Raw genomic sequence first — 21,510 nt, 5'->3', positions numbered from 1 at the left:
GGTGACAGCAAGAAGTAAGGAACAGCAGCGTAAGAATAAATAAATATATATCATTTTTGGAGGGGTTTCTAGTATGAAGAAAAAAGCAGGCCTTTTATTATCATTAACATTAGCAGCAAGTACAGTGTTAGGTGCATGTGGTAACTCGGATAAGGCGAGCAGTGACAAGAAAGACACGAAAGACAATAAAGACTTCAAGGTTGGTCTTGTAACGGATGTTGGGGGCGTTGATGATAAGTCATTCAACCAATCTTCTTGGGAAGGGTTACAAAAGTTTGGTAAAGATAATGGTTTAAAAGAAAAGACAAATTATCGTTACCTTCAGTCTGAAAAAGAGGCTGATTATATTCCAAATTTAAAAAAATTCTCGAAAGATAAATATGATTTAACATTCGGAATTGGTTATAAATTAGAGGGTGCAATTAAAGAAGTAGCAAAAGAATCGTCAAAACAACAATTTGCAATCGTAGATACTGTTGTAGATGCACCGAACGTAACGAGCATTACGTTTAAAGATCATGAAGGATCATTCCTTGTAGGTGCGGTAGCAGCTATGTCAACAAAATCAAATAAAGTAGGATTTGTTGGTGGAATGAAAAGTGATTTAATTAGTAAATTTGAAAATGGATTTAAAGCTGGTGCAAAGGCAGTAAATCCAAACATTGAAATCGTATCTGAATATGCAGAAGCATTCGATAAGCCTGAAAAAGGTACAGTTCTTGCTTCAGCAATGTATGGTCAAGGCGTAGACGTAATTTATCATGCTGCTGGTGGTACAGGCAACGGTGTGTTCACAGAAGCGAAAAACCGTAAGAAAAAAGGTGAAAATGTATGGGTAATCGGTGTTGACCGTGACCAACATCAAGAAGGTATGCCTGAAAATGTAACATTAACTTCAATGATTAAACGTGTTGATGTAGCTGTAGAAAAAGTAGCTAAAGAAGCAAAAGATGGAAATTTAAAAGGTGGGAAAATTGAAGAGTTTGGCTTAAAAGATGACGGTATTGGTATTTCAAAAACAACTGATAACGTGAAAAAAGTTAACCCTGAAATTTTAACAAAAGTAGAAGAGCTTGAAAAGAAAATTACAGCCGGTGAAATTAAAGTGCCAGCTACAGATAAAGAGTATAAAGAATACGAAGCTTCTCTAAAAAAATAAATAGAGAAATAGCAAAGGTTAGTTCATAGAACTAACCTTTGTATGTATAAAACTTCCGAATTGCTTAATAAGTTAATAGTGTAATAGGGAATGTTCCCTGTTAAAAGGAGGAACACAATGGAATACGTAATTGAGATGAATAACATTACGAAAGTATTCCCAGGCATTGTAGCGAATGATGATATTACGCTGCAAGTAAAGCAGGGTGAGATACATGCTTTACTTGGAGAAAATGGTGCAGGGAAATCCACATTGATGAATGTACTATTTGGTTTGTACCAACCAGAGCAGGGTGAAATTAAAATTAAAGGTAAACCTGTAAAAATCACAAATCCGAATATAGCAAATGACCTTGGTATTGGAATGGTCCATCAACACTTTATGCTTGTTCATAATTTTACAGTTACAGAGAATATTATTCTCGGAAATGAACCGAAGAAAAAAGGGAAAATTGCTGTTGAGGATGCTGCTAAAGAAATTCAAAAACTGTCTGAACAATACGGTTTGGCTGTAGATCCATATGCGAAAATACAGGATATTTCAGTGGGTATGCAACAGCGTGTTGAGATTTTGAAAACTCTTTACCGCGGTGCAGAAATTTTAATATTTGATGAACCGACAGCTGTGTTAACACCTCAAGAAATTCATGAGCTAATTCAAATTATGAAAAAGCTTGTACAAGAAGGAAAATCTATTGTTCTTATTACACATAAGTTGAAAGAAATTATGGAAGTTTGCGATCGTTGTACGATTATTCGTAAAGGAAAAGGGATTGGAACGGTTGACGTTGCAAATACGGATGAAAATAAACTTGCAGAATTAATGGTCGGACGTCAAGTGAATTTTAAAACAGAAAAAATAGACGCGAAGCCAAAAGAAGAGGTACTTTCAATTGAAAACCTTGTTGTTCACGATGCACGTCAACTACCTGCTGTAAAAGGCCTTGACTTAACTGTTCGTGCGGGGGAAATTGTTGGGATTGCAGGGATTGATGGAAACGGACAAAGTGAATTAATAGAAGCGGTTACTGGTTTACGAAAAGTTGAGTCAGGTTCTATTGCAATTAAAGGAAAAGAAATAACAAATTGGCCTGTTAGAAGAATAACAGAAGAAGGAATTGGTCATATTCCAGAAGATCGTCATAAACACGGACTCGTTCTTGATTTTTCTGTTAGAGATAATATAGTTCTTCAAACGTACTATAAAAATCCGTTTTCAAAGAAAGGGATTTTAAATTTCAGCAAAATTACAGAAAAAGCAAAGGCTCTTATTGAACAGTTTGATGTACGTACACCTAGTGAGCAAACGTTAGCACGCGCTCTATCTGGGGGCAATCAACAAAAAGCAATTATTGCACGTGAAGTAGACCGAAATCCAGATTTATTAATTGCGGCACAGCCAACACGTGGTTTAGATGTAGGAGCAATTGAATTTATTCATAAGAGATTAATAGAGCAAAGGGATAAAGGAAAAGGTGTATTACTTTTATCATTAGAGTTAGATGAAATCTTAAATGTTAGCGATCGAATTGCTGTTATTTATGAAGGGGAAATTGTAGCAATAGTTGATGCGAAAGAAACGAATGAACAACAGCTTGGATTGTTAATGGCTGGAGGAACAAAGAAGGAGCAGGTGGGTACAAATGGCTAAAAAACTTTTAACAGAACGAACGATAAATATTTTAGTCCCAGTACTATCCGTTATTTTCGGCTTACTTGTAGGAGCGATTGTAATGCTAGTTAGTGGCTATGATCCAATTGTTGGTTATAGTGCACTTTGGACAGGAATGTTCGGCAGCGCAAGTGCGATTGGTGAAACGCTCCGTACAATGATACCGCTTATTCTTGCTGGCTTATCGGTGGCGTTTGCATTTCGTACAGGTTTATTTAATATCGGGGTAGAGGGTCAATTGTTAGTTGGTTGGCTTGCGGCGGTTTGGTTCGGTTATGCAGTCTCACTACCAGCGTTCCTTCATATTCCATTATCGATTTTATTTGCCGCATTGGTGGGCGGAATTTGGGGCTTCATTCCGGGATATTTAAAAGGGAAGTTTCAAGTGAATGAAGTTATTGTAACTATTATGATGAACTATATTGCGTTGTATGTAACGTATGACATCATTAAGCGTTTCTTACATGCGGGTAATGACAAAACGTATGATATTAAAGAGAGTGCGTCACTATCTTCAGACTGGCTTGCTTCTATTACTGACGGTTCACGTCTACACTGGGGAATTATTGTAGCAATTTTAATCGCTATTTTAATGTGGTTCTTATTAGATCGAACAACTTTAGGTTACGAATTAAAGTCTGTAGGATTTAATCAGCATGCTTCTCAATATGCAGGTATGAAAGTTTCTCGTAATGTAGTATTCTCTATGACAATTGCTGGTGCATTTGCGGGGATTGGTGGAGCGATGGAAGGATTAGGGACATTCCAGAGTATGACAGCGATGTCTTCGTTTACAGGAGTAGGATTTGATGGGATTGCCGTAGCATTACTTGGAGGGAATAATCCGTTTGGTATAATCCTTTCAGCTTTATTATTTGGTGGTTTGAAAAGTGCTTCCCCTCAAATGAACTTTGAGGCAGATGTACCGTCAGAGCTTATTAATGTAATTATTGCATGTATCATCTTCTTTGTTGCATGTAGTTATGTGTTAAGATGGGCGCTTACACGCATGAGCAAGGAGGGGAAATAAATGAGCTTTTTAGATATATTAGCCATTCTTGTGACGGGTACGTTATATACATCGGCACCTATCATTTTCACAGCACTAGGTGGTGTATTTAGTGAACGATCAGGTGTTGTAAATATCGGATTAGAAGGACTAATGCTATTTGGTGCATTTATTGGAGTTGTTACAAACTTATTAATGGGTGATACTTGGGGAACGATGACTCCATGGATTGCGTTATTATTTGCGGCAATTGGTAGTGGATTATTTGCATTACTTCATGCGGTAGCTTCTATTACATTCCGAGCAGATCAAGTTGTAAGTGGTGTAGCCATTAACTTCTTATCTCTTGGTTTAACAGTATTTGCAATTAAGAAGATTTTTGATAAAGGGCAGACTGACTTTATTCAGTATCGTATTGAAAAGATTGATATTCCAGGCCTTTCGGATATTCCGGTTTTAGGGAAAATATTTTTCTCGAACGTACCAATAACGTCGTATATTGCCATTATTTTAGCATTTGTTGTTTGGTATGTTATTTATAAAACACCGTTCGGTCTTCGTCTACGTGCTGTTGGTGAACACCCAATGGCAGCGGATACGATGGGGATTAATGTATATAAAATGCGTTATATTGGAGTCTGTATTTCAGGAGTGTTTGCTGGAATCGGTGGAGCGATTTTTGCAATGTCAATTTCTAATAACTTCTCAGGGGCAACTATTACAGGACAAGGTTTCTTAGCTTTAGCTGCTATGATTTTTGGGAAGTGGAATCCACTAGGCGCATTAGGTGCAGCTCTATTCTTTGGTTTTGCGCAATCTCTAAGTGTAACGGGCGGAACAATTCCTGTATTAGATCAAATTCCAAGTGTTTTATTAACGATATTGCCATATGTATTCACAATATTAGCGCTTGTTGGTTTTGTAGGTCGTTCTGAAGCTCCGAAAGCATTAGGAACTCCTTATGAAAAAGGAAAACGATAAGTATTTTATAAGTATAAAAAAGCTCGCACATTAGTGTGGGCTTTTTTACATAGAATATATTTAATACGGAATTTTACTATGTTCCTTACATATTAAAGTTTTTAGAAAGAATCATATGTAAGCATAATAAGGGAGAAAAGTTGATTTTTTATTTCTAAAAACTGTATATTGAAGAGGAATATTCCTATATACGTAAAGGAGGGCTATAAATGAAACTAATGGAACAACAACTACATGAGTTAGATGGTTTGCGCGTACATATTATTCCGACTGATAAATATAAAACGAATACCTTTGTATTTCGTTTTAAAGCGCCTTTAAATGAGGAGACGGTGACAGAGCGTGCCTTATTGCCATACGTATTGCAAAGTGCGACAGAAAAATTACCTTCTGTAATTCGTCTTCGTCAATATTTAGAAGAATTATACGGATCTTCTTTAGCGGTAGATGTAAGTAAAAAAGGGGAAGACCATATTATCTCCATTTATGTAGACATTGCAAATGAAGTTTACTTACATGATGCACCACCGTTATTTGAAAAAGCGCTTTCTATGTTGTCAGATATTGTGTTACATCCAGCAACGGAGGGCAACGGTTTCCTATCTTCTATCGTAGAAAGTGAAAAAAGAGCACTGTTACAGAGAATTGAAGCTACTTATGACGATAAAATGCGTTATGCAAACGAGCGTTTAATTGAAGAAATGTGCAAAGTAGAACCGTATCGTTTAAGTGCAAATGGAAAAAAAGAGAGTGTTATGTCTATTACAAATGAAAGTCTGTATCAATATTATCAAAAGGTGTTAGCGGAAGATGAAATGGATCTATATATTATTGGTGATATTTCAGAAAACGCCGTTGATCTTGTAAGTAAGTATTTTTCTATTTCAGCTCGTCCAGTGAGAGAAAGAAATGTACTCCTTCATAGACGAAATAATGAAGAAAAAGAAGTTGTTGAAAAACAAGAATTAAAACAAAGTAAATTACACATCGGTTATCGTACATTTGTCACATATAAAGATGAAGATTATTTTGCATTGCAATTGTTCAATGGATTGTTTGGTGGCTTTTCTCATTCGAAGTTATTCGTAAATGTGCGTGAAAAAAATAGTTTAGCGTACTATGCAGCATCGCGCTTTGAAAGTCATAAAGGTTTATTATTTGTTATGTCAGGAATTGAAGCGAAAAATTATGAAAAAGCAGTTGAGATTATTAAAGAACAAATGCTTGCGATGCAAAACGGAGAGTTTTCTGAAGAAGAAATACATCAAACAAAAAGTGTCATCCAAAATCAAATATTAGAGGCAATTGATACACCACGTGGCTTTGTAGAAATGCTATATCATGGTATTATTTCAGATCGTACACGTCCAGTTGAAGAATGGCTTACAGGTATAGAAAGTGTGACAAAAGAAGAAATTGTAAAAGTTGCTAAAAATATTGAACTAGATACAATTTACTTTTTACAAGGAACGGAGGGAGAGTAAGTGGAGAAAATTGTTTATGAGCAATTAAAAGAAACACTCTATTATGAAAAACTTCCTAATGGATTAGATGTATATGTTTTACCGAAACAAGGATTTAATAAAACATTTGCAACGTTTACGACGAAATATGGTTCTGTAGATAATACATTTGTACCATTAGGGAAAGAAGAAATGATTCGTGTGCCAGATGGGATTGCACATTTTCTTGAGCATAAATTATTTGAAAAAGAAGATCATGATGCTTTCCAATTGTTTAGTAAACAAGGAGCATCGGCAAATGCTTTTACATCCTTCACACGAACAGCTTACCTTTTTTCAGGTACTTCAAACGTAGAACAAAATTTAAATACATTGCTAAACTTCGTACAAGAGCCCTATTTCTCTGAAAAAACGGTTGAAAAAGAGAAGGGGATTATTGGGCAAGAAATTCAAATGTATCAAGATAACCCAGATTGGCGTTTGTACTTTGGGTTAATTGATAGCTTATTTGTAAAACACCCAATTAAAATTGATATTGCGGGGACAATCGAATCTATTAGTAAAATTACGAAAGATTTATTATATGAATGTTATGAAACATTTTATCATCCGAGCAATATGTTATTATTTGTTGTGGGTGCAATTGATCCAGAGAAAACAATGGATTTAGTACGTGAAAATCAATCGAAAAAAGATTATAAAAACCAGCCAGAAATTGTGCGTTCATTTGAAGAAGAACCAAATGAGGTAAATGAAAAGAAAAAAATTATTTCAATGCCTGTGCAAACACCGAAATGTTTAGTTGGTATTAAAGCGACTAATTTAAAAGAAAAGGGGCAAGCGCTTTTAAAACAAGAAATTGCGCTTACGTTACTTTTAGATTATTTATTTGGAAAAAGTTCTGTTCATTACGAAGCTTTATATAATGAAGGACTTATTGATGATTCATTCTCGTATGACTATACAGAAGAAAATAACTTCGGTTTTGCAATGGTTGGTGGTGATACGAAACAACCTGATGAATTGGCAGATCGTTTAAAAGATATTTTATTAAAAACAGATTATGATCAATTAGATGCGACGGCATTAGAACGAGTGAAGAAAAAGAAAATTGGTGGTTTTTTACGCTCGTTAAATTCACCAGAATATATTGCAAATCAATTTACACGATACGCGTTTAATGAATCTAGCCTATTTGATGCATTGACTGTATTAGAAGGACTAACCGTTCAAGACTTACAAGAAGTAGCGGGATTATTGTTATCAGAAGAAAAAATGAGTGTTTGTCAGGTGTTACCGAAAAAATAAAATTTTAAAGATACCCTCATCTTATCATTGAAAAATTGTAAGATGAGGGTATTATTTAGTTGTGTGAAAATTGAAGTTGTAGAGATAAGAGAGGGAATTTATGAAAAAGTATGCGTTAGTAACTGGAGGGAGCGGAGGGATTGGCTCTGCTATTTCGAAACAATTAATTCAAGATGGATATACAGTTTATGTTCATTACAATAACAGTGAAGAAAAGGTATTGGAATTGCAGAAGGCATGGGGAGAAGTTATCCCTGTTCAAGCTAATTTAGCTTCTAGTGATGGAGCAGAACGATTGTGGGGACAAATTGAACATCCTATTGATGTTATTGTATACGCAGCGGGGAAGAGTATTTTTGGATTAGTAACAGATGTAACAAACGATGAATTAGATTATATGGTAGAACTTCAAGTGAAGAACGTATATAAATTACTTTCAATGGCACTTCCGCCTATGATTGAGAGAAGAAGTGGTAATATTGTAATTGTTTCATCTATATGGGGACAAATAGGGGCTTCTTGTGAAGTGCTTTATTCAATGGTAAAAGGGGCGCAAAATTCATATGTGAAAGCTTTAGCGAAAGAAGTTTCTTTAAGTGGATTACGTGTGAATGCAGTAGCACCAGGAGCAATTGAAACGGAAATGTTAAGTGTTTTTTCTGAAGAAGATAAAATGGGAATTGCTGAAGATATACCATTAGGTAGAATAGGATTACCAGAAGAAGTAGCGAAAACAGTTTCATTTCTCGTATCACCAGGAGCGTCTTACATAACTGGACAAATTATCGGAGTGAATGGCGGTTGGCACTGCTAAAAAATTCTTACATAAAAAATGAATAGTTGCACAAATTAAGGATGATTTTATTACTCAATAGTGAGGTGCTTAATTATGTCAGTATTAGATAATTTTGATCAGTGGAAGAGCTTTTTAGGAGAACGTTTAGAGCAAGCGCAAGACAAAGGTTTAGATGGCGGTGCGGTATCAGATATGGCATTTCGTGTTGGCGACTATCTTGCTAATGAAGTAGAAGGACGCAATGACCAAGAGAAATTATTAGCTGAGCTTTGGAAAGTTGCTGATGAACAGGAGCAACATACAATTGCAAATTTAATGGTTAAGTTCGTACAACATAAGTAAAAGTAGAGAGGAGATTCTCCTCTCTACTTTTTTTGTATAATAATTACACAGGATAGATTATACATTTAGCTTCCCTATTAGGGTGAAATCATATAATATAGTACGTAGGTGTAAAGTAAGCAAGGGGAGTGATCTTGGATGATTGAATGGTATTTTGAATATGAAATACATAAAAACCGACCTGGCTTGCTTGGTGACGTTTCTTCGTTAATCGGTATGCTCGGCATTAATATTGTCACAATTAATGGTGTAGATAATGCACGACGTGGGTTACTTCTTATGTGTGATAATCAAGAGCAAATCTCTAGACTTGAATCAATTTTAAATACGATGGATAACATAACGGTAACGAAATATCGTCCGCCCAAGCTAAGAGATAAACTAGCGGTTAGGCATGGTAGGTACATACAACGAGATGCAGATGATAAGAAAACATTTCGATTTGTGCGTGATGAATTAGGCTTACTTGTAGACTTTATGGCAGAAATCATGAAAAAAGAAGGCCATAAACTAATTGGGATACGTGGAATGCCTCGTGTCGGAAAAACAGAATCCATTGTTGCTGCAAGTGTTTGTGCAAATAAAAGGTGGTTATTTGTATCATCTACTCTTATTAAGCAAACTGTTCGCAGTCAATTAATTGAAGATGAGTATAGCGATGACAATATTTTCATCCTAGATGGAATTGTGTCAACGAAGCGTGCTAACGAAAGACATTGGCAGCTCGTTCGTGAAATTATGAGATTGCCTGCAACGAAAGTTGTGGAACATCCTGATGTATTTGTGAGTCAGTCAGAATACACATTGGATGATTTTGATTATATTATCGAGTTGCGTAACGATTATGATGAAGAAATTCAATATAATTTAGTAGATGAAATTGAGCAAGGTACGCAAAATAATTTCTCTATGTTTGACTTTTAAAGAAATATTGAGGTGTTAGTAGTGACGGAATTGGGACAAAAGCTGAAAGAAGCAAGAGAAGCGAAAGGCTTGACTATTGATCAGCTGCATGAGATTACAAAAATTCAAAAACGCCATTTAGTGGCAATTGAAGAAGGCAATTATGATGTATTGCCAGGAGCTTTTTATGCGCGTGCATTCATTAAACAATACGCAGATGCGGTTGGATTAAATGGAGAGGAACTGCTCGTAGAACATCAGAGTACGATACCACAATCTGAAAAGCGTGAAGTTCCACAAGTATCAACGGGACAAAAAACACAAGAAACAATGCAAAAATCTTCATCATGGCCAATTGCAGATCACATGCCGAAAATCTTAGTTGCGCTGTTAGTCATCGCAGTTGGAGTGGTAATCTGGTTTGTGTTTCAAGCGTTAACTGGAAAAGATGATGAAAAAGTTCCAAGCGCTCAAAGTGAGAAAATTGAAGTTCAAAAAGCGAAAGATTCTCCGTTAGATACGAAGAAAGATGAAGTGAAAGCGGAAGAGCCAAAAAAAGAGGAACCAAAGAAAGAAGAACCAAAGAAAGAGGAGCAACCAGCACAACCAACTGGACAGCAAGAAGTGAAAGTAGTTGGAACAACTGGAAAGGTATCTACTTTGGAAATTCATAATAATAAAACATTAGAACTGGAAATTTCAGCTAAGGGTACAAGTTATGTAGATGTTAAGGATGATGCGGGTAACGAAATTCTAAACACTACAGTACAAAGCGGTCAAACAGAGAAACGCGATGTATCAACATTAAAAGAAGTACGACTTAATATTGGAAGTGCACCGAATGTTGAAATTAAACTGAATGGCCAAGTGCTTGCTTTCCCGTTAGATCCACAAAAAGAATATCACCAAAGATTGGTGATTAAAAACCAAGGGATAGAGCAACCAGCACAATAACAGTCATCGCTTCGATGACTTTTTTTCGATGAACAAATGTTTTTGATATGATGGAGGAATAGCTGTGAATTTACCAAATAAAATTACAATATCTAGAATCTTCTTAATTCCAATTTTTATGGTAATTATGTTAGCGCCCTTTGATTGGGGTTCATACAAAATTGGTGATGTTGATTTGCCAATTCAACATTTAGTGGGGGCACTTATCTTTATCATTGCTTCAGCTACAGATTGGATTGATGGACATTACGCAAGAAAGTATAATCTTGTAACGAATTTAGGGAAGTTTCTTGACCCGTTAGCTGATAAATTGCTTGTTTCGGCAGCACTTATTACATTGGTAGAGATGCAATATGTACCGGCTTGGATTGTTATTGTAATTATCAGTCGTGAGTTTGCGGTAACAGGTTTACGTCTTGTACTTGCTGGAACAGGGGAAGTAGTTGCAGCAAACCAGCTAGGAAAAATTAAGACGTGGACACAAATTATTGCAATTGCAGCATATTTATTACACGATGTACCTTTAAATTTAATCCATATTCCAGTTGCAGATATCTTCATATGGATTGCATTAATCTTTACTGTTATTTCAGGATGGGATTATTTCTGGAAAAATAGAGCTGCTTTTGTAAACTCAAAATAGAAGTTTATGGGGGAATTGGGATGAATGCTGAGATTATTGCGGTTGGAACCGAATTATTACTTGGACAAATTGCAAATACAAATGCCCAGTTTTTATCTGAAAAGTTAGCTTCAATCGGAATTAACGTGTACTATCATACTGTTGTTGGTGATAATAATAAGCGATTGCAAAAGGCGATTGAAGCTGCGGAAGAACGTGCTGATATACTTATTTTTACAGGTGGATTAGGACCAACAAAAGATGATTTAACGAAAGAAACGATAGCTGCTAGTTTAGATGAAGAGCTTGTGTATGATGAAAAGGCATTAGCCTTAATAAGTAATTACTTTAAGCGTACAGGCCGTGAATTTACGGAGAATAATAAAAAGCAAGCGCTCGTTTTAAATGGAGCAACAGTATTTGCAAATGACCACGGTATGGCGCCTGGTATGGGGGTAAATAAGAACGGAAAAGTTTATATTTTATTACCAGGGCCGCCAAAAGAAATGAAACCAATGTATGTAAGTTACGTAGAGCCTTTTTTACGTAATTTTACAACAGGAGAAAACATTTATTCTCGTGTGCTTCGTTTCTTCGGTATTGGGGAGTCCCAATTAGAGGTGAAAGTGCAAGATTTAATTGATGGACAAACAAACCCAACAATCGCCCCGTTAGCAAATGATGGAGAAGTGACATTACGTTTAACCGCTAAGCATCAAAATGTTAGCGAAGCGGAGAAACTAATTCAACATGTGGAAGATTTGATTTTAGAAAGAGTAGGAGAATTTTTCTACGGATATGACCAAGAATTTTTGCATTATAAGGCAATCGAGTTATTGAAGAGAAAAGGGTTAACTTTAGCGTGTGCAGAAAGTTTAACAGGTGGTCTTTTTGGAAATCAAGTAACTGAAAACGCTGGTGTTTCTTCTGTGTTTAAAGGCGGTGTCATTTGTTATCATAATGATGTGAAGCAACATGTTTTACGTGTGCCTGAAGAAGTGTTGCATACTGATGGTGCAGTTAGTAAAGAATGTGCTCGTTATCTTGCTGAAAATGTTAAGGATGTATTAAAAGCGGATATCGGAATTAGTTTCACTGGGGTAGCAGGGCCAGATGCTTCAGAACAGAAAGAACCAGGAACAGTATTTGTTGGGCTTTCGATTAAGGATGAACCAACTGTGGTCTTTCCTCTTAATTTAAGCGGAAGTCGTCAACAAATTAGAGAACGAACAGCAAAATATGGATTTTATCATTTATATAAAAAGCTAGAAGAGATATAAGTTTCTTCTAGTTTTTTTTACGGTTAAATTTAGATATTATTTGATAGAAAATAAAAAAATCGAATAAATGTTCGATTTTTGTTGGCAAATTGAATTGAAAATAGGTATAATAAGATTAGCAATTCAGTTAAGGAGGAATTTTGAATGAGTGATCGTCAAGCAGCGTTAGATATGGCGTTAAAACAAATAGAGAAGCAATTCGGTAAAGGTTCAATTATGAAATTAGGAGAACAAGCGGAGCGTAGAGTTTCTACGGTTTCTAGTGGTTCTTTAGCACTTGATGTGGCACTAGGAGTAGGCGGATATCCACGTGGCCGTATTATCGAAATTTACGGACCTGAAAGTTCAGGTAAAACGACAGTTTCATTACATGCAATTGCAGAAGTACAACGTCAAGGTGGACAAGCAGCATTCATCGATGCGGAGCACGCAATGGATCCTGTATATGCACAAAAATTAGGCGTTAACATAGATGAATTACTATTATCACAGCCTGATACAGGGGAGCAAGGATTGGAAATCGCGGAAGCACTTGTACGAAGTGGTGCGGTTGACATTATCGTAATTGACTCTGTAGCAGCTCTTGTACCGAAAGCAGAGATTGAAGGCGATATGGGTGACTCACACGTAGGTTTACAAGCGCGTTTAATGTCACAAGCACTTCGTAAGCTTTCAGGAGCAATTAACAAATCAAAAACAATTGCAATCTTTATTAACCAAATTCGTGAAAAAGTTGGGGTTATGTTCGGAAATCAACTACAAGTTGCTTAATCGAAAAGATTAAGGAGTTTACCATGGGTTTCCCTTGCTAGTGATAGCATGTTAAAAAACCTTGTGAACCTTATTGCCTAAGGGTGTAACTATCCATATAGTTGCTAACGGTGAAGCCCACCATTATTTAGGGTAATACCGTGCCAAGCTCCATAGTGATATGGGGAAGGTGTAGAGACTACCGAAAAGGACTTTTAGTTAACTGAGTAGGGTACGGCAGATGATAGGCTACTGCTGGAAGTGCAAGGCTCTCTATAAAGAGATGAAGAGATAGTCCAGACTATAGAGATGGAAAATCTATAGATAGTGCCAGAAACAACTCCAGGTGGTCGTGCGTTGAAATTCTATTCAACTGTTCGTCTTGAAGTGCGTCGTGCGGAGCAATTAAAGCAAGGTAACGACATCGTTGGTAATAAAACAAAAGTAAAAGTAGTGAAAAATAAAGTAGCACCACCATTCCGTGTTGCGGAAGTTGATATTATGTACGGAGAAGGTATTTCAAGAGAAGGTGAAATCTTGGATATGGCTTCTGAGCTTGATATTGTTCAAAAGAGCGGTGCTTGGTATTCTTATAATGAAGAACGCCTAGGACAAGGTCGTGAAAATTCGAAGCAGTTCTTAAAAGAAAATACAGATTTAAGAGAAGAAATTGCCTTCTTTATTCGTGAGCATCACGGAATTAGTGAAGATTCTGGTGCTGAGGGCGCAGAAGATTCAACTCTTCTTGATTAAAAAAATAAAAGACACGGCCTCGTGTCTTTTATTTTTTTATCTACTATTAAGGAGCATAATACTATAGATAAAAATATTTTTTTACTTCAAATGGGTTGTGTAAAGAGGGATATTTAAATATTTTAAGGAAAAGAAATGGGAATTACTAAGGTTTTCCAGTATAGTAGGCTCCTTACTTTTTAAATTTAGGTCACATTCAAGGCTGAAGGTAAAGAAAGTAAAAGTAGACAACGCTTGACAATGAAAATTACGATAGATACAATGAGAATGTATATTTTTTCTTATATACAATATACTCTTCTCAAGAAGAGAAGTAATATTCGGAGTAAGGTTTAAATCTTACCGAAATAATAATATGACATTTTAATTGTGAAATGAAGAAAGTCCCTTAAAAAAGCGGGACGACGGTCTTTGCTGTATGTTGTAATTCAATGTACATGCCGACAGTCTTTTTTCATTCATAGCAAGGGGAGGTGAAATCATGACGAGTACAGTTTGGATACTCATCTCCATTTTGCTTGCAACAGTCGGTGCAGTTGTTGGCTTTTTTGTTCGAAAGTCTATTGCTGAAGCGAAGATTAATGGTGCAGCTAATGAAGCGAGACGTATTTTAGACGAAGCGAATCGTGATGCTGAAGCACTTAAGAAAGAAGCGCTTTTAGAAGCAAAGGATGAAATTCATACACTTCGTACAGAAGCTGAATTAGAAATTCGTGACCGTAGAAGCGAATTACAAAAACAAGAAAATCGTTTAATGCAAAAAGAAGAGAACCTTGATCGTAAAGACGAAACGCTCGATAAACGCGAGCAACAGTTAGAGAAGAAAGAGGAATCTCTTGTAGCGAGACAACAACAGATTGAAGAGTTGGAAAGCAAAGTGGGAGAGTTAGTTCAAAAGCAACAAACAGAATTAGAGCGCATTTCCAATCTGACACGCGAACAAGCGAAAGCAATTATTCTTGGTAAAGTAGAAAGTGAAGTTTCTCATGAAATCGCTGTTATGGTAAAAGAAAGTGAAGTTCGCGCGAAAGAAGAAGCGGATAAGAAAGCAAAAGAGATTTTATCTCTTGCAATGCAAAGATGTGCAGCTGATCATGTTGCTGAAACAACCGTTTCGGTTGTAAATCTTCCAAATGACGAAATGAAGGGACGTATTATCGGGCGTGAAGGTCGTAATATTCGTACGTTAGAAACGTTAACGGGTATTGACTTAATTATCGATGATACACCAGAGGCGGTAATCCTTTCTGGATTCGACCCAATTCGTCGTGAAACAGCTCGTATCGCTCTTGATAAACTAGTACAGGACGGACGTATTCACCCAGCGCGTATTGAAGAGATGGTCGAAAAATCAAGACGTGAAGTGGACGAGTATATTCGCGAAGTCGGAGAGCAAACAACGTTTGAAGTAGGTGTTCACGGATTACATCCAGATTTAATTAAAATTTTAGGTCGTTTAAAATACCGTACAAGTTATGGTCAAAACGTCTTAAAACACTCTATGGAAGTTGCATATTTAACTGGACTTATGGCGGCAGAGCTTGGCGAGGATGAAAAACTAGCAAGACGTGCAGGTCTATTACATGATATCGGAAAAGCGATTGACCATGAAGTAGAAGGAAGCCACGTTGAAATTGGTGTTGAACTTGCAACGAAATATAAAGAGCATCCTGTAGTTATAAACAGTATCGCATCTCACCATGGTGACACAGAACCAACTTCTATCATTGCAGTTTTAGTTGCAGCAGCAGATGCTTTATCAGCTGCAAGACCGGGAGCTCGTAGTGAAACACTTGAAAACTATATTCGTCGTCTTGAAAAGTTAGAAGAGATTTCAGAGTCTTATGAAGGCGTTGAAAAATCATTTGCAATTCAAGCAGGACGTGAAGTTCGTATTTTGGTAAAACCAGATACAATCGATGACTTAGAAGCTCATCGTTTAGCTCGTGATATCCGAAAACGTATTGAAAATGAACTGGATTACCCAGGACATATTAAAGTAACTGTTATTCGTGAAACACGTGCAGTGGAATACGCAAAATAAAGTGGTGAAACACCACTTTATTTTTTTGTGTTGGAATTGGATAAAATAAAGACAGTTAGTTATATAGCATAAAAGTGAAACAAACTTATAATAAAGATATTATAAGGAATTTACTTGATGCTATAGCAATAAAAAATGCAGTACATAGAAAGGGTAAGACATATGAGAATATTATTTGTTGGGGATGTAGTAGGATCTCCTGGTAGAGGTATGATTCAACAATACGTACCGGCATTAAAGAAAAAATATACACCTACAGTAACAATCATTAATGGAGAAAATGCAGCAGGTGGCCGTGGGATTACAGAAAAAATATATCGAAACTTTTTAGAGTGTGGGGCGCAGGCAGTTACACTTGGAAACCACGCTTGGGATAATCGTGAAGTATTTGAATTCATCGATGATGCAAAATATCTTGCAAGACCAGCTAACTTTCCAGAAGGAACTCCAGGAAAAGGACTTATCTTTGTGAACTGTAATGGAACAGAAGTTGCAGTTATTAATTTACAAGGACGTACTTTCCTTCCTCCAATTGATTGTCCATTCCGTAAAGTGGATGAATTAATTAATATTGCGAAAAAACGTACGAATATTATATTTGTTGATTTCCATGCGGAGACTACAAGTGAAAAACAAGCGCTAGGTTGGTATGTAGATGGACGTGCTACAGCAGTAGTAGGTACGCATACGCATGTCCCTACAGCGGATAACCGTATTTTACCAAGCGGAACGGCATATATTACAGATGTTGGGATGACAGGGCCGTATGACGGAATATTAGGTATGGACAGAGAAGCAGTATTGAAGAAGTTTTTAACAAACTTACCAGTACGATTTGAAGTAACAAATGGCAGAACGCAATTAAGTGCAGTGTTAATTGATGTGGATCCAAATACAGGAAAAGCAAAGAAAATTGAACGTATTTTAATTAATGACGATCAACCATTTTTTGAGTAAATTTCCGTCAAATTTTAGATAAGTTATTATATTTTAATTTTTTAGAAAAATTACGAAAATTTAGCAGGAATACGCGCCATTCCTCGTGAATATAAGTTAAAGTGAAATAATTGCTAATACTTTTTAAAGAAACGAGGAGGAAACGCGGAATGGAAATATTAAAAGTTAAAGCAACGTCGGTCCCTAATTCTGTAGCTGGTGCACTTGCAGGTGTTATTCGCGAACGCGGAACAGCAGAAATTCAAGCTATTGGTGCAGGTGCATTGAACCAAGCTGTAAAGGCAGTAGCAATCGCAAGAGGATTTGTAGCGCCTAGTGGTTTGGACCTGATTTGTATCCCAGCGTTTACAGATATTATGATTGATGGCGAAGAGCGTACAGCAATAAAATTAATTGTAGAACCTCGTTAAGTTTAAACAACCTGTTTGCAGTATGCAAACAGGTTGTTTTTATAATGGAGGAATGAAAATGAAAATTTTTGATGCTCATTGTGACGTGCTTCTTCAGTTATGGAGTGCACAAGGGAAAAGGAATTTTAAAGATGATTCACAATTACATATTACATTTGAACAGTTAAAGAGAAGAAAAGGAAGTATACAATGTTTTGCTATATATGTACCAGAAACAGTGGCATATGAAAACCGATTTGAAGTAGCATTACAAATGGTAGATATTTTTTATAATGAAATTTTATCCTTACCAGGTGTGAAGTTTATTCAGACAAAAGATGATATTAACATATTAAAACAGGACGAGATTGGAGCGATATTAACAATAGAAGGATGCGAAACAATTGGAAAAGATGCAATGAAATTACGGTTGTTGTATCGCCTAGGAGTACGTTCTTTTGGACTAACATGGAATTATGCCAATCTCTTAGCTGATGGTGCGCTAGAGACACGTGGGGCGGGTTTAACGACTTTTGGTAAACATGTTGTACAAGAACTGAATACGTTACATGTATGGACTGATGTGTCTCATTTGAATGAAAGAAGTTTTTGGGATGTTATAGAGATTGCAAAAAATCCTATTGCTTCCCACTCAAATTGTATGAAACTTTGCGAGCACCCACGTAATTTGAATGATGAACAACTTAAAGCTCTTATAAAGAAAAATGGCATGATCGGTGTCACTTTTGTAACGCAATTTCTAACAAGCGAAAGGCAAGCAAATATAACAGATATAATAAAACATATCGAATATATTTGCTCGCTAGGTGGAGAAAACAATATAGGGTTTGGTTCAGATTTTGATGGGATTGTAGATACAGTTGTAAATGTATCAGCTTATCGAGATTATGAAAATGTAATGAATGAGCTTTGTAAACACTATGCTGCATCAACTGTAGAACGATTTTTATATAATAATTTTGTTGAACATATAAGTTTTTAAGTTTTTGATTTAAAATTCAGAAAAATCAAAATTAATTCATTTGATTTTATTGCTTTTTTTAAGACCTAATACTAGAATGAAAAACAAAATAGCTTTATACTAAAGATTCAGGGAAATCAGAAGAGGCATAATTTGCGTCCGTTGTAGTTTATTTGCATAAAAAATGCTAAACTATTACTGTAAAAAAATACACTACAATGAATGCAGCCAAAAGGGGTGTAGGAGATGATTAGTCAACTTTCATGGAAAGTTGGAGGCCAACAAGGTGAAGGAATTGAAAGTACAGGAGAAATCTTCTGTATTGCATTAAACCGATTAGGATATTACCTATACGGTTACCGCCACTTCTCATCACGTATAAAAGGCGGCCATACAAATAATAAAATTCGTGTAAGTACAACAGAAGTACGAGCGATCTCAGATGATTTAGATATTTTAATTGCTTTTGACCAAGAAACAATTGATTTTAATTTCCACGAACTACGTCCAGGTGGAATTGTAGTTGCGGATGCGAAATTTAATCCAACAATACCTGACAATACAGATGTAAATCTATATGTGATACCGTTTACAGATATTGCTTCAGAATTAGGCACATCATTAATGAAAAACATGGTTGCTGTAGGAGCATCAAGTGCAGTATTAGGATTAGATGAAACAGCTTATTTAGATGTTGTTGAAGAAATCTTTGGTCGTAAAGGAGAGCAAGTCGTTCAAAAGAATATGGACGCAATTAAACGCGGCTCTCAATATATGAAAGAATTACTAGGTGAGAAAGTAAACATGATGCAGCTTGAAAAAGCTGATGGTAAAAAACGCATGTTTATGATTGGAAACGATGCAATCGCATTTGGTGCGGTAGCTGGTGGTGCTCGTTTTATGTCAGCATACCCAATCACACCTGCATCAGAAATTATGGAATACTTAATTAAAAAATTACCGAAAGTCGGCGGAACAGTAATCCAAACTGAGGATGAAATCGCAGCTTGTACAATGGCAATCGGTGCAAACTATGCTGGTGTTCGTACATTAACGGCATCTGCTGGTCCTGGTCTTTCATTAATGATGGAAGCAATCGGTTTAGCAGGTATTACAGAAACCCCATTAGTAATTGTTGATACACAACGTGGCGGCCCAAGTACAGGATTACCAACGAAACAAGAACAGTCTGACTTAATGGCGATGATTTACGGTACGCATGGTGAAATTCCAAAAATCGTAATGGCGCCAAGTACAGTTGAAGAAGCTTTCTATGACATTGTAGAAGCATTTAACTTATCTGAAGAATATCAAGTTCCTGTTATTTTCTTAACAGATTTACAGCTTTCGTTAGGAAAACAAACAGTAGAACCACTTAAATTAGATAAAGTGGAAATTCGTCGTGGTAAGCTTGATTTAGAAGCAGAATTACCAGAACGTGAAAATAAAGCATACTTCAAGCGTTATGAAGTAACAGAAGACGGCGTTTCACCACGTGTTTTACCTGGTATGAAAAATGGTGTTCACCATGTTACAGGTGTAGAACATGATGAAACTGGAAAACCATCGGAATCAGCAATAAACCGTAAAGATCAAATGGACAAACGTTTCCGTAAAATGGAGAACTTGAAGTTTAATACCCCTGTTTATAAAAATGTTAAGCATGAAGAAGCAGACGTATTGCTTGTTGGATTTAACTCAACTCGTGGTGCGATCGAAGAGGCAATGACGCGTTTAGAACAAGAGGGTATGAAAGTAAACCATGCTCATGTGCGTTTAATTCACCCGTTCCCAACAGCTGAAATCGATCCACTTGTGAAAAAGGCGAAGCGTGTTGTAGTAGTAGAAAACAATGCAACAGGTCAGCTTGCTAACATTATGAAAATGAATCTTGGTAATGGTGAGAAAATTTCTAGTCTTTTAAAATATGATGGAAACCCATTCTTGCCGAAAGAGATTTACAACGAATGCAAAAAAGGGGTTGTATTAAATGGCAACATTTAAGGACTTTCGTAACAGTGTAAAGCCAAACTGGTGCCCAGGTTGCGGAGACTTCTCAGTGCAAGCTGCAATTCAACGTGCGGCAGCTAACGTTGGCCTAAATCCAGATGAACTTGCTGTTATTTCTGGTATCGGCTGTTCAGGCCGTATTTCAGGTTATATTAATTCATATGGTGTGCATAGTATTCATGGTCGTGCCCTTCCGATTGCACAAGGTGTGAAAATGGCAAATCGTGATTTAACAGTTATCGCTTCAGGTGGTGACGGTGATGGATTTGCGATTGGTATGGGACATACAATCCATTCTATTCGTCGTAATATCGACATTACGTACATCGTAATGGATAACCAAATTTATGGATTAACAAAAGGGCAAACTTCACCACGTAGTGAAGCTGGATTTAAAACGAAAAGCACACCACAAGGTTCAATTGAACCATCACTAAATGTAATGGAAATGGCCTTAACAGCTGGTGCGACATTTGTGGCGCAAAGCTTTTCGAGTGATTTAAAAGAATTAACACAAATTATTGAAGCTGGTATTAACCATAAAGGATTTTCATTAATTAACGTATTTAGCCCATGTGTTACTTACAATAAAGTAAATACTTACGATTGGTTTAAAGAGAACTTAACGAAACTAAGCACAGTAGAGGGATATGATCCATCTAATCGCATGATGGCTATGCAAACTTTAATGGAAAATAACGGTTTAGTAACAGGGTTAATTTATCAAAATACTAAGCAACCATCATATCAAGAACTTGTTAAAGGCTATAGTGAAGAGCCTTTAGTGAAATCTGATTTAAATATGGATCAGAAAATGTTTGATGAGCTTGTTGCTGAATTTATGTAATGTAAGAAAAAAAGGTTGCCGATTTGGCAACCTTTTTTTATGTACAAAAATATAGGGTAGTCTTATTTACTTAGAAAATTCAGAATGATAAAATAATATATAAATCGTTGTATGAAAATGGCAAGTTCATTGCTTATGAAATGTAAGGTAATAAAAGGCCTTTGTATTGTTAAAATTGGCGAAACACGTCATACTATGGTAATGTTTATAGGGATAAAGCAATATGCTTTTGGGTAGGACAACAAGAAATGATAAAAAGGGAATGTCTATTTGCGTGGGGAAGACTTCAT

18 protein-coding genes and 2 pseudogenes are annotated in these 21,510 nt (G+C 36.3%); all 20 read left to right on the top strand.

Features of this window, described 5'->3' with window-relative positions; translation table 11 throughout:
• The first annotated feature begins 73 nt into the window (after positions 1–73).
• Complete coding sequence (locus QO049_RS10750) at positions 74–1,159, top strand: BMP family lipoprotein (RefSeq protein ID WP_000725771.1); 1,086 nt, start codon at positions 74–76, stop codon at positions 1,157–1,159.
• A gap of 117 nt (positions 1,160–1,276) precedes the next feature.
• Entirely contained in the window at positions 1,277–2,809 is a 1,533-nt protein-coding gene (locus tag QO049_RS10745) for an ABC transporter ATP-binding protein (protein ID WP_246961004.1), read from the top strand.
• Entirely contained in the window at positions 2,802–3,860 is a 1,059-nt protein-coding gene (locus QO049_RS10740; RefSeq protein ID WP_001085254.1) for an ABC transporter permease, read from the top strand. The genes QO049_RS10745 and QO049_RS10740 overlap by 8 nt, the downstream gene beginning before the upstream one ends.
• Entirely contained in the window at positions 3,861–4,820 is a 960-nt protein-coding gene (locus QO049_RS10735; RefSeq protein ID WP_000008857.1) for an ABC transporter permease, read from the top strand.
• Between the two features lie 209 nt (positions 4,821–5,029).
• Positions 5,030–6,304 (top strand): EF-P 5-aminopentanol modification-associated protein YfmF, encoded by a 1,275-nt coding sequence (yfmF, locus tag QO049_RS10730; RefSeq protein WP_000772405.1) that lies wholly within the window; start codon positions 5,030–5,032, stop codon positions 6,302–6,304.
• The gene (gene yfmH / locus QO049_RS10725) at positions 6,305–7,591 is read left to right on the top strand and encodes an EF-P 5-aminopentanol modification-associated protein YfmH (RefSeq protein ID WP_284489272.1); all 1,287 of its coding nucleotides are present in this window, start codon (positions 6,305–6,307) and stop codon (positions 7,589–7,591) included.
• 100 nt (positions 7,592–7,691) lie between these two features.
• Positions 7,692–8,405, top strand: a complete 714-nt coding sequence (ymfI, locus tag QO049_RS10720) for an elongation factor P 5-aminopentanone reductase (RefSeq protein ID WP_000759606.1) — start codon at positions 7,692–7,694, stop codon at positions 8,403–8,405.
• Between the two features lie 75 nt (positions 8,406–8,480).
• Positions 8,481–8,729 carry a DUF3243 domain-containing protein gene (locus tag QO049_RS10715; protein WP_000114450.1) on the top strand — a complete coding sequence of 83 codons (249 nt, stop codon included), beginning with the start codon at positions 8,481–8,483 and terminating at the stop codon, positions 8,727–8,729.
• A gap of 138 nt (positions 8,730–8,867) precedes the next feature.
• Positions 8,868–9,653, top strand: a complete 786-nt coding sequence (locus tag QO049_RS10710) for a DUF3388 domain-containing protein (RefSeq protein ID WP_000574107.1) — start codon at positions 8,868–8,870, stop codon at positions 9,651–9,653.
• 21 nt (positions 9,654–9,674) lie between these two features.
• Complete coding sequence (locus QO049_RS10705) at positions 9,675–10,586, top strand: helix-turn-helix domain-containing protein (protein WP_000137476.1); 912 nt, start codon at positions 9,675–9,677, stop codon at positions 10,584–10,586.
• Positions 10,587–10,650: 64 nt separating this feature from the next.
• On the top strand, positions 10,651–11,229 hold the full coding sequence (gene pgsA, locus QO049_RS10700) for a CDP-diacylglycerol--glycerol-3-phosphate 3-phosphatidyltransferase (RefSeq protein ID WP_001052967.1): 579 nt from the start codon (positions 10,651–10,653) through the stop codon (positions 11,227–11,229).
• Between the two features lie 20 nt (positions 11,230–11,249).
• Positions 11,250–12,488, top strand: coding sequence for a competence/damage-inducible protein CinA (gene cinA / locus QO049_RS10695; protein WP_000990688.1), 1,239 nt, complete (start codon positions 11,250–11,252; stop codon positions 12,486–12,488).
• Between the two features lie 144 nt (positions 12,489–12,632).
• A pseudogene (recA, locus tag QO049_RS10690) lies at positions 12,633–13,241 on the top strand (recombinase RecA); the annotation flags it as partial.
• 327 nt (positions 13,242–13,568) lie between these two features.
• Positions 13,569–13,991, top strand: a pseudogene (locus QO049_RS10685) (recombinase RecA family protein); the annotation flags it as partial.
• Positions 13,992–14,472: 481 nt separating this feature from the next.
• Entirely contained in the window at positions 14,473–16,035 is a 1,563-nt protein-coding gene (rny, locus tag QO049_RS10680) for a ribonuclease Y (RefSeq protein ID WP_000204911.1), read from the top strand.
• Between the two features lie 162 nt (positions 16,036–16,197).
• On the top strand, positions 16,198–16,992 hold the full coding sequence (locus QO049_RS10675) for a TIGR00282 family metallophosphoesterase (RefSeq protein ID WP_001221095.1): 795 nt from the start codon (positions 16,198–16,200) through the stop codon (positions 16,990–16,992).
• Positions 16,993–17,141: 149 nt separating this feature from the next.
• Positions 17,142–17,402, top strand: coding sequence for a stage V sporulation protein SpoVS (gene spoVS / locus QO049_RS10670; RefSeq protein WP_000404341.1), 261 nt, complete (start codon positions 17,142–17,144; stop codon positions 17,400–17,402).
• Positions 17,403–17,460: 58 nt separating this feature from the next.
• Positions 17,461–18,384, top strand: a complete 924-nt coding sequence (locus QO049_RS10665; RefSeq protein ID WP_246961001.1) for a dipeptidase — start codon at positions 17,461–17,463, stop codon at positions 18,382–18,384.
• 225 nt (positions 18,385–18,609) lie between these two features.
• A complete protein-coding gene (locus QO049_RS10660; protein WP_000625417.1) occupies positions 18,610–20,367 on the top strand; it encodes a 2-oxoacid:acceptor oxidoreductase subunit alpha in 1,758 nt (585 codons plus the stop codon).
• Positions 20,354–21,220: a 2-oxoacid:ferredoxin oxidoreductase subunit beta gene (locus QO049_RS10655; protein ID WP_000190155.1), complete on the top strand. Its 867-nt coding sequence runs from the start codon at positions 20,354–20,356 to the stop codon at positions 21,218–21,220. The genes QO049_RS10660 and QO049_RS10655 overlap by 14 nt, the downstream gene beginning before the upstream one ends.
• The last annotated feature ends 290 nt before the right edge of the window (positions 21,221–21,510 follow it).

It is taken from the genome of Bacillus sp. RB3, from assembly GCF_030164735.1.
Taxonomy (GTDB): domain Bacteria; phylum Bacillota; class Bacilli; order Bacillales; family Bacillaceae_G; genus Bacillus_A; species Bacillus_A cereus.
The sequence above is the reverse complement of the archived record's forward strand: the minus strand, read 5'-3'. Positions and strand labels throughout refer to the sequence as shown.

Bases quoted from the DNA above. Each gene is read 5' to 3' on its own strand.
- QO049_RS10735 (WP_000008857.1), top strand. From the start codon at position 3,861: ATGAGCTTTTTAGATATATTAGCCATTCTTGTGACGGGTACGTTATAT.
- rny (WP_000204911.1), top strand. From the start codon at position 14,473: ATGACGAGTACAGTTTGGATACTCATCTCCATTTTGCTTGCAACAGTC.
- spoVS (WP_000404341.1), top strand. From the start codon at position 17,142: ATGGAAATATTAAAAGTTAAAGCAACGTCGGTCCCTAATTCTGTAGCT.
- QO049_RS10750 (WP_000725771.1), top strand. From the start codon at position 74: ATGAAGAAAAAAGCAGGCCTTTTATTATCATTAACATTAGCAGCAAGT.
- ymfI (WP_000759606.1), top strand. From the start codon at position 7,692: ATGAAAAAGTATGCGTTAGTAACTGGAGGGAGCGGAGGGATTGGCTCT.
- QO049_RS10745 (WP_246961004.1), top strand. From the start codon at position 1,277: ATGGAATACGTAATTGAGATGAATAACATTACGAAAGTATTCCCAGGC.
- cinA (WP_000990688.1), top strand. From the start codon at position 11,250: ATGAATGCTGAGATTATTGCGGTTGGAACCGAATTATTACTTGGACAA.
- QO049_RS10740 (WP_001085254.1), top strand. From the start codon at position 2,802: ATGGCTAAAAAACTTTTAACAGAACGAACGATAAATATTTTAGTCCCA.
- QO049_RS10675 (WP_001221095.1), top strand. From the start codon at position 16,198: ATGAGAATATTATTTGTTGGGGATGTAGTAGGATCTCCTGGTAGAGGT.
- QO049_RS10655 (WP_000190155.1), top strand. From the start codon at position 20,354: ATGGCAACATTTAAGGACTTTCGTAACAGTGTAAAGCCAAACTGGTGC.
- QO049_RS10715 (WP_000114450.1), top strand. From the start codon at position 8,481: ATGTCAGTATTAGATAATTTTGATCAGTGGAAGAGCTTTTTAGGAGAA.
- yfmF (WP_000772405.1), top strand. From the start codon at position 5,030: ATGAAACTAATGGAACAACAACTACATGAGTTAGATGGTTTGCGCGTA.
- QO049_RS10710 (WP_000574107.1), top strand. From the start codon at position 8,868: ATGATTGAATGGTATTTTGAATATGAAATACATAAAAACCGACCTGGC.
- QO049_RS10660 (WP_000625417.1), top strand. From the start codon at position 18,610: ATGATTAGTCAACTTTCATGGAAAGTTGGAGGCCAACAAGGTGAAGGA.
- QO049_RS10665 (WP_246961001.1), top strand. From the start codon at position 17,461: ATGAAAATTTTTGATGCTCATTGTGACGTGCTTCTTCAGTTATGGAGT.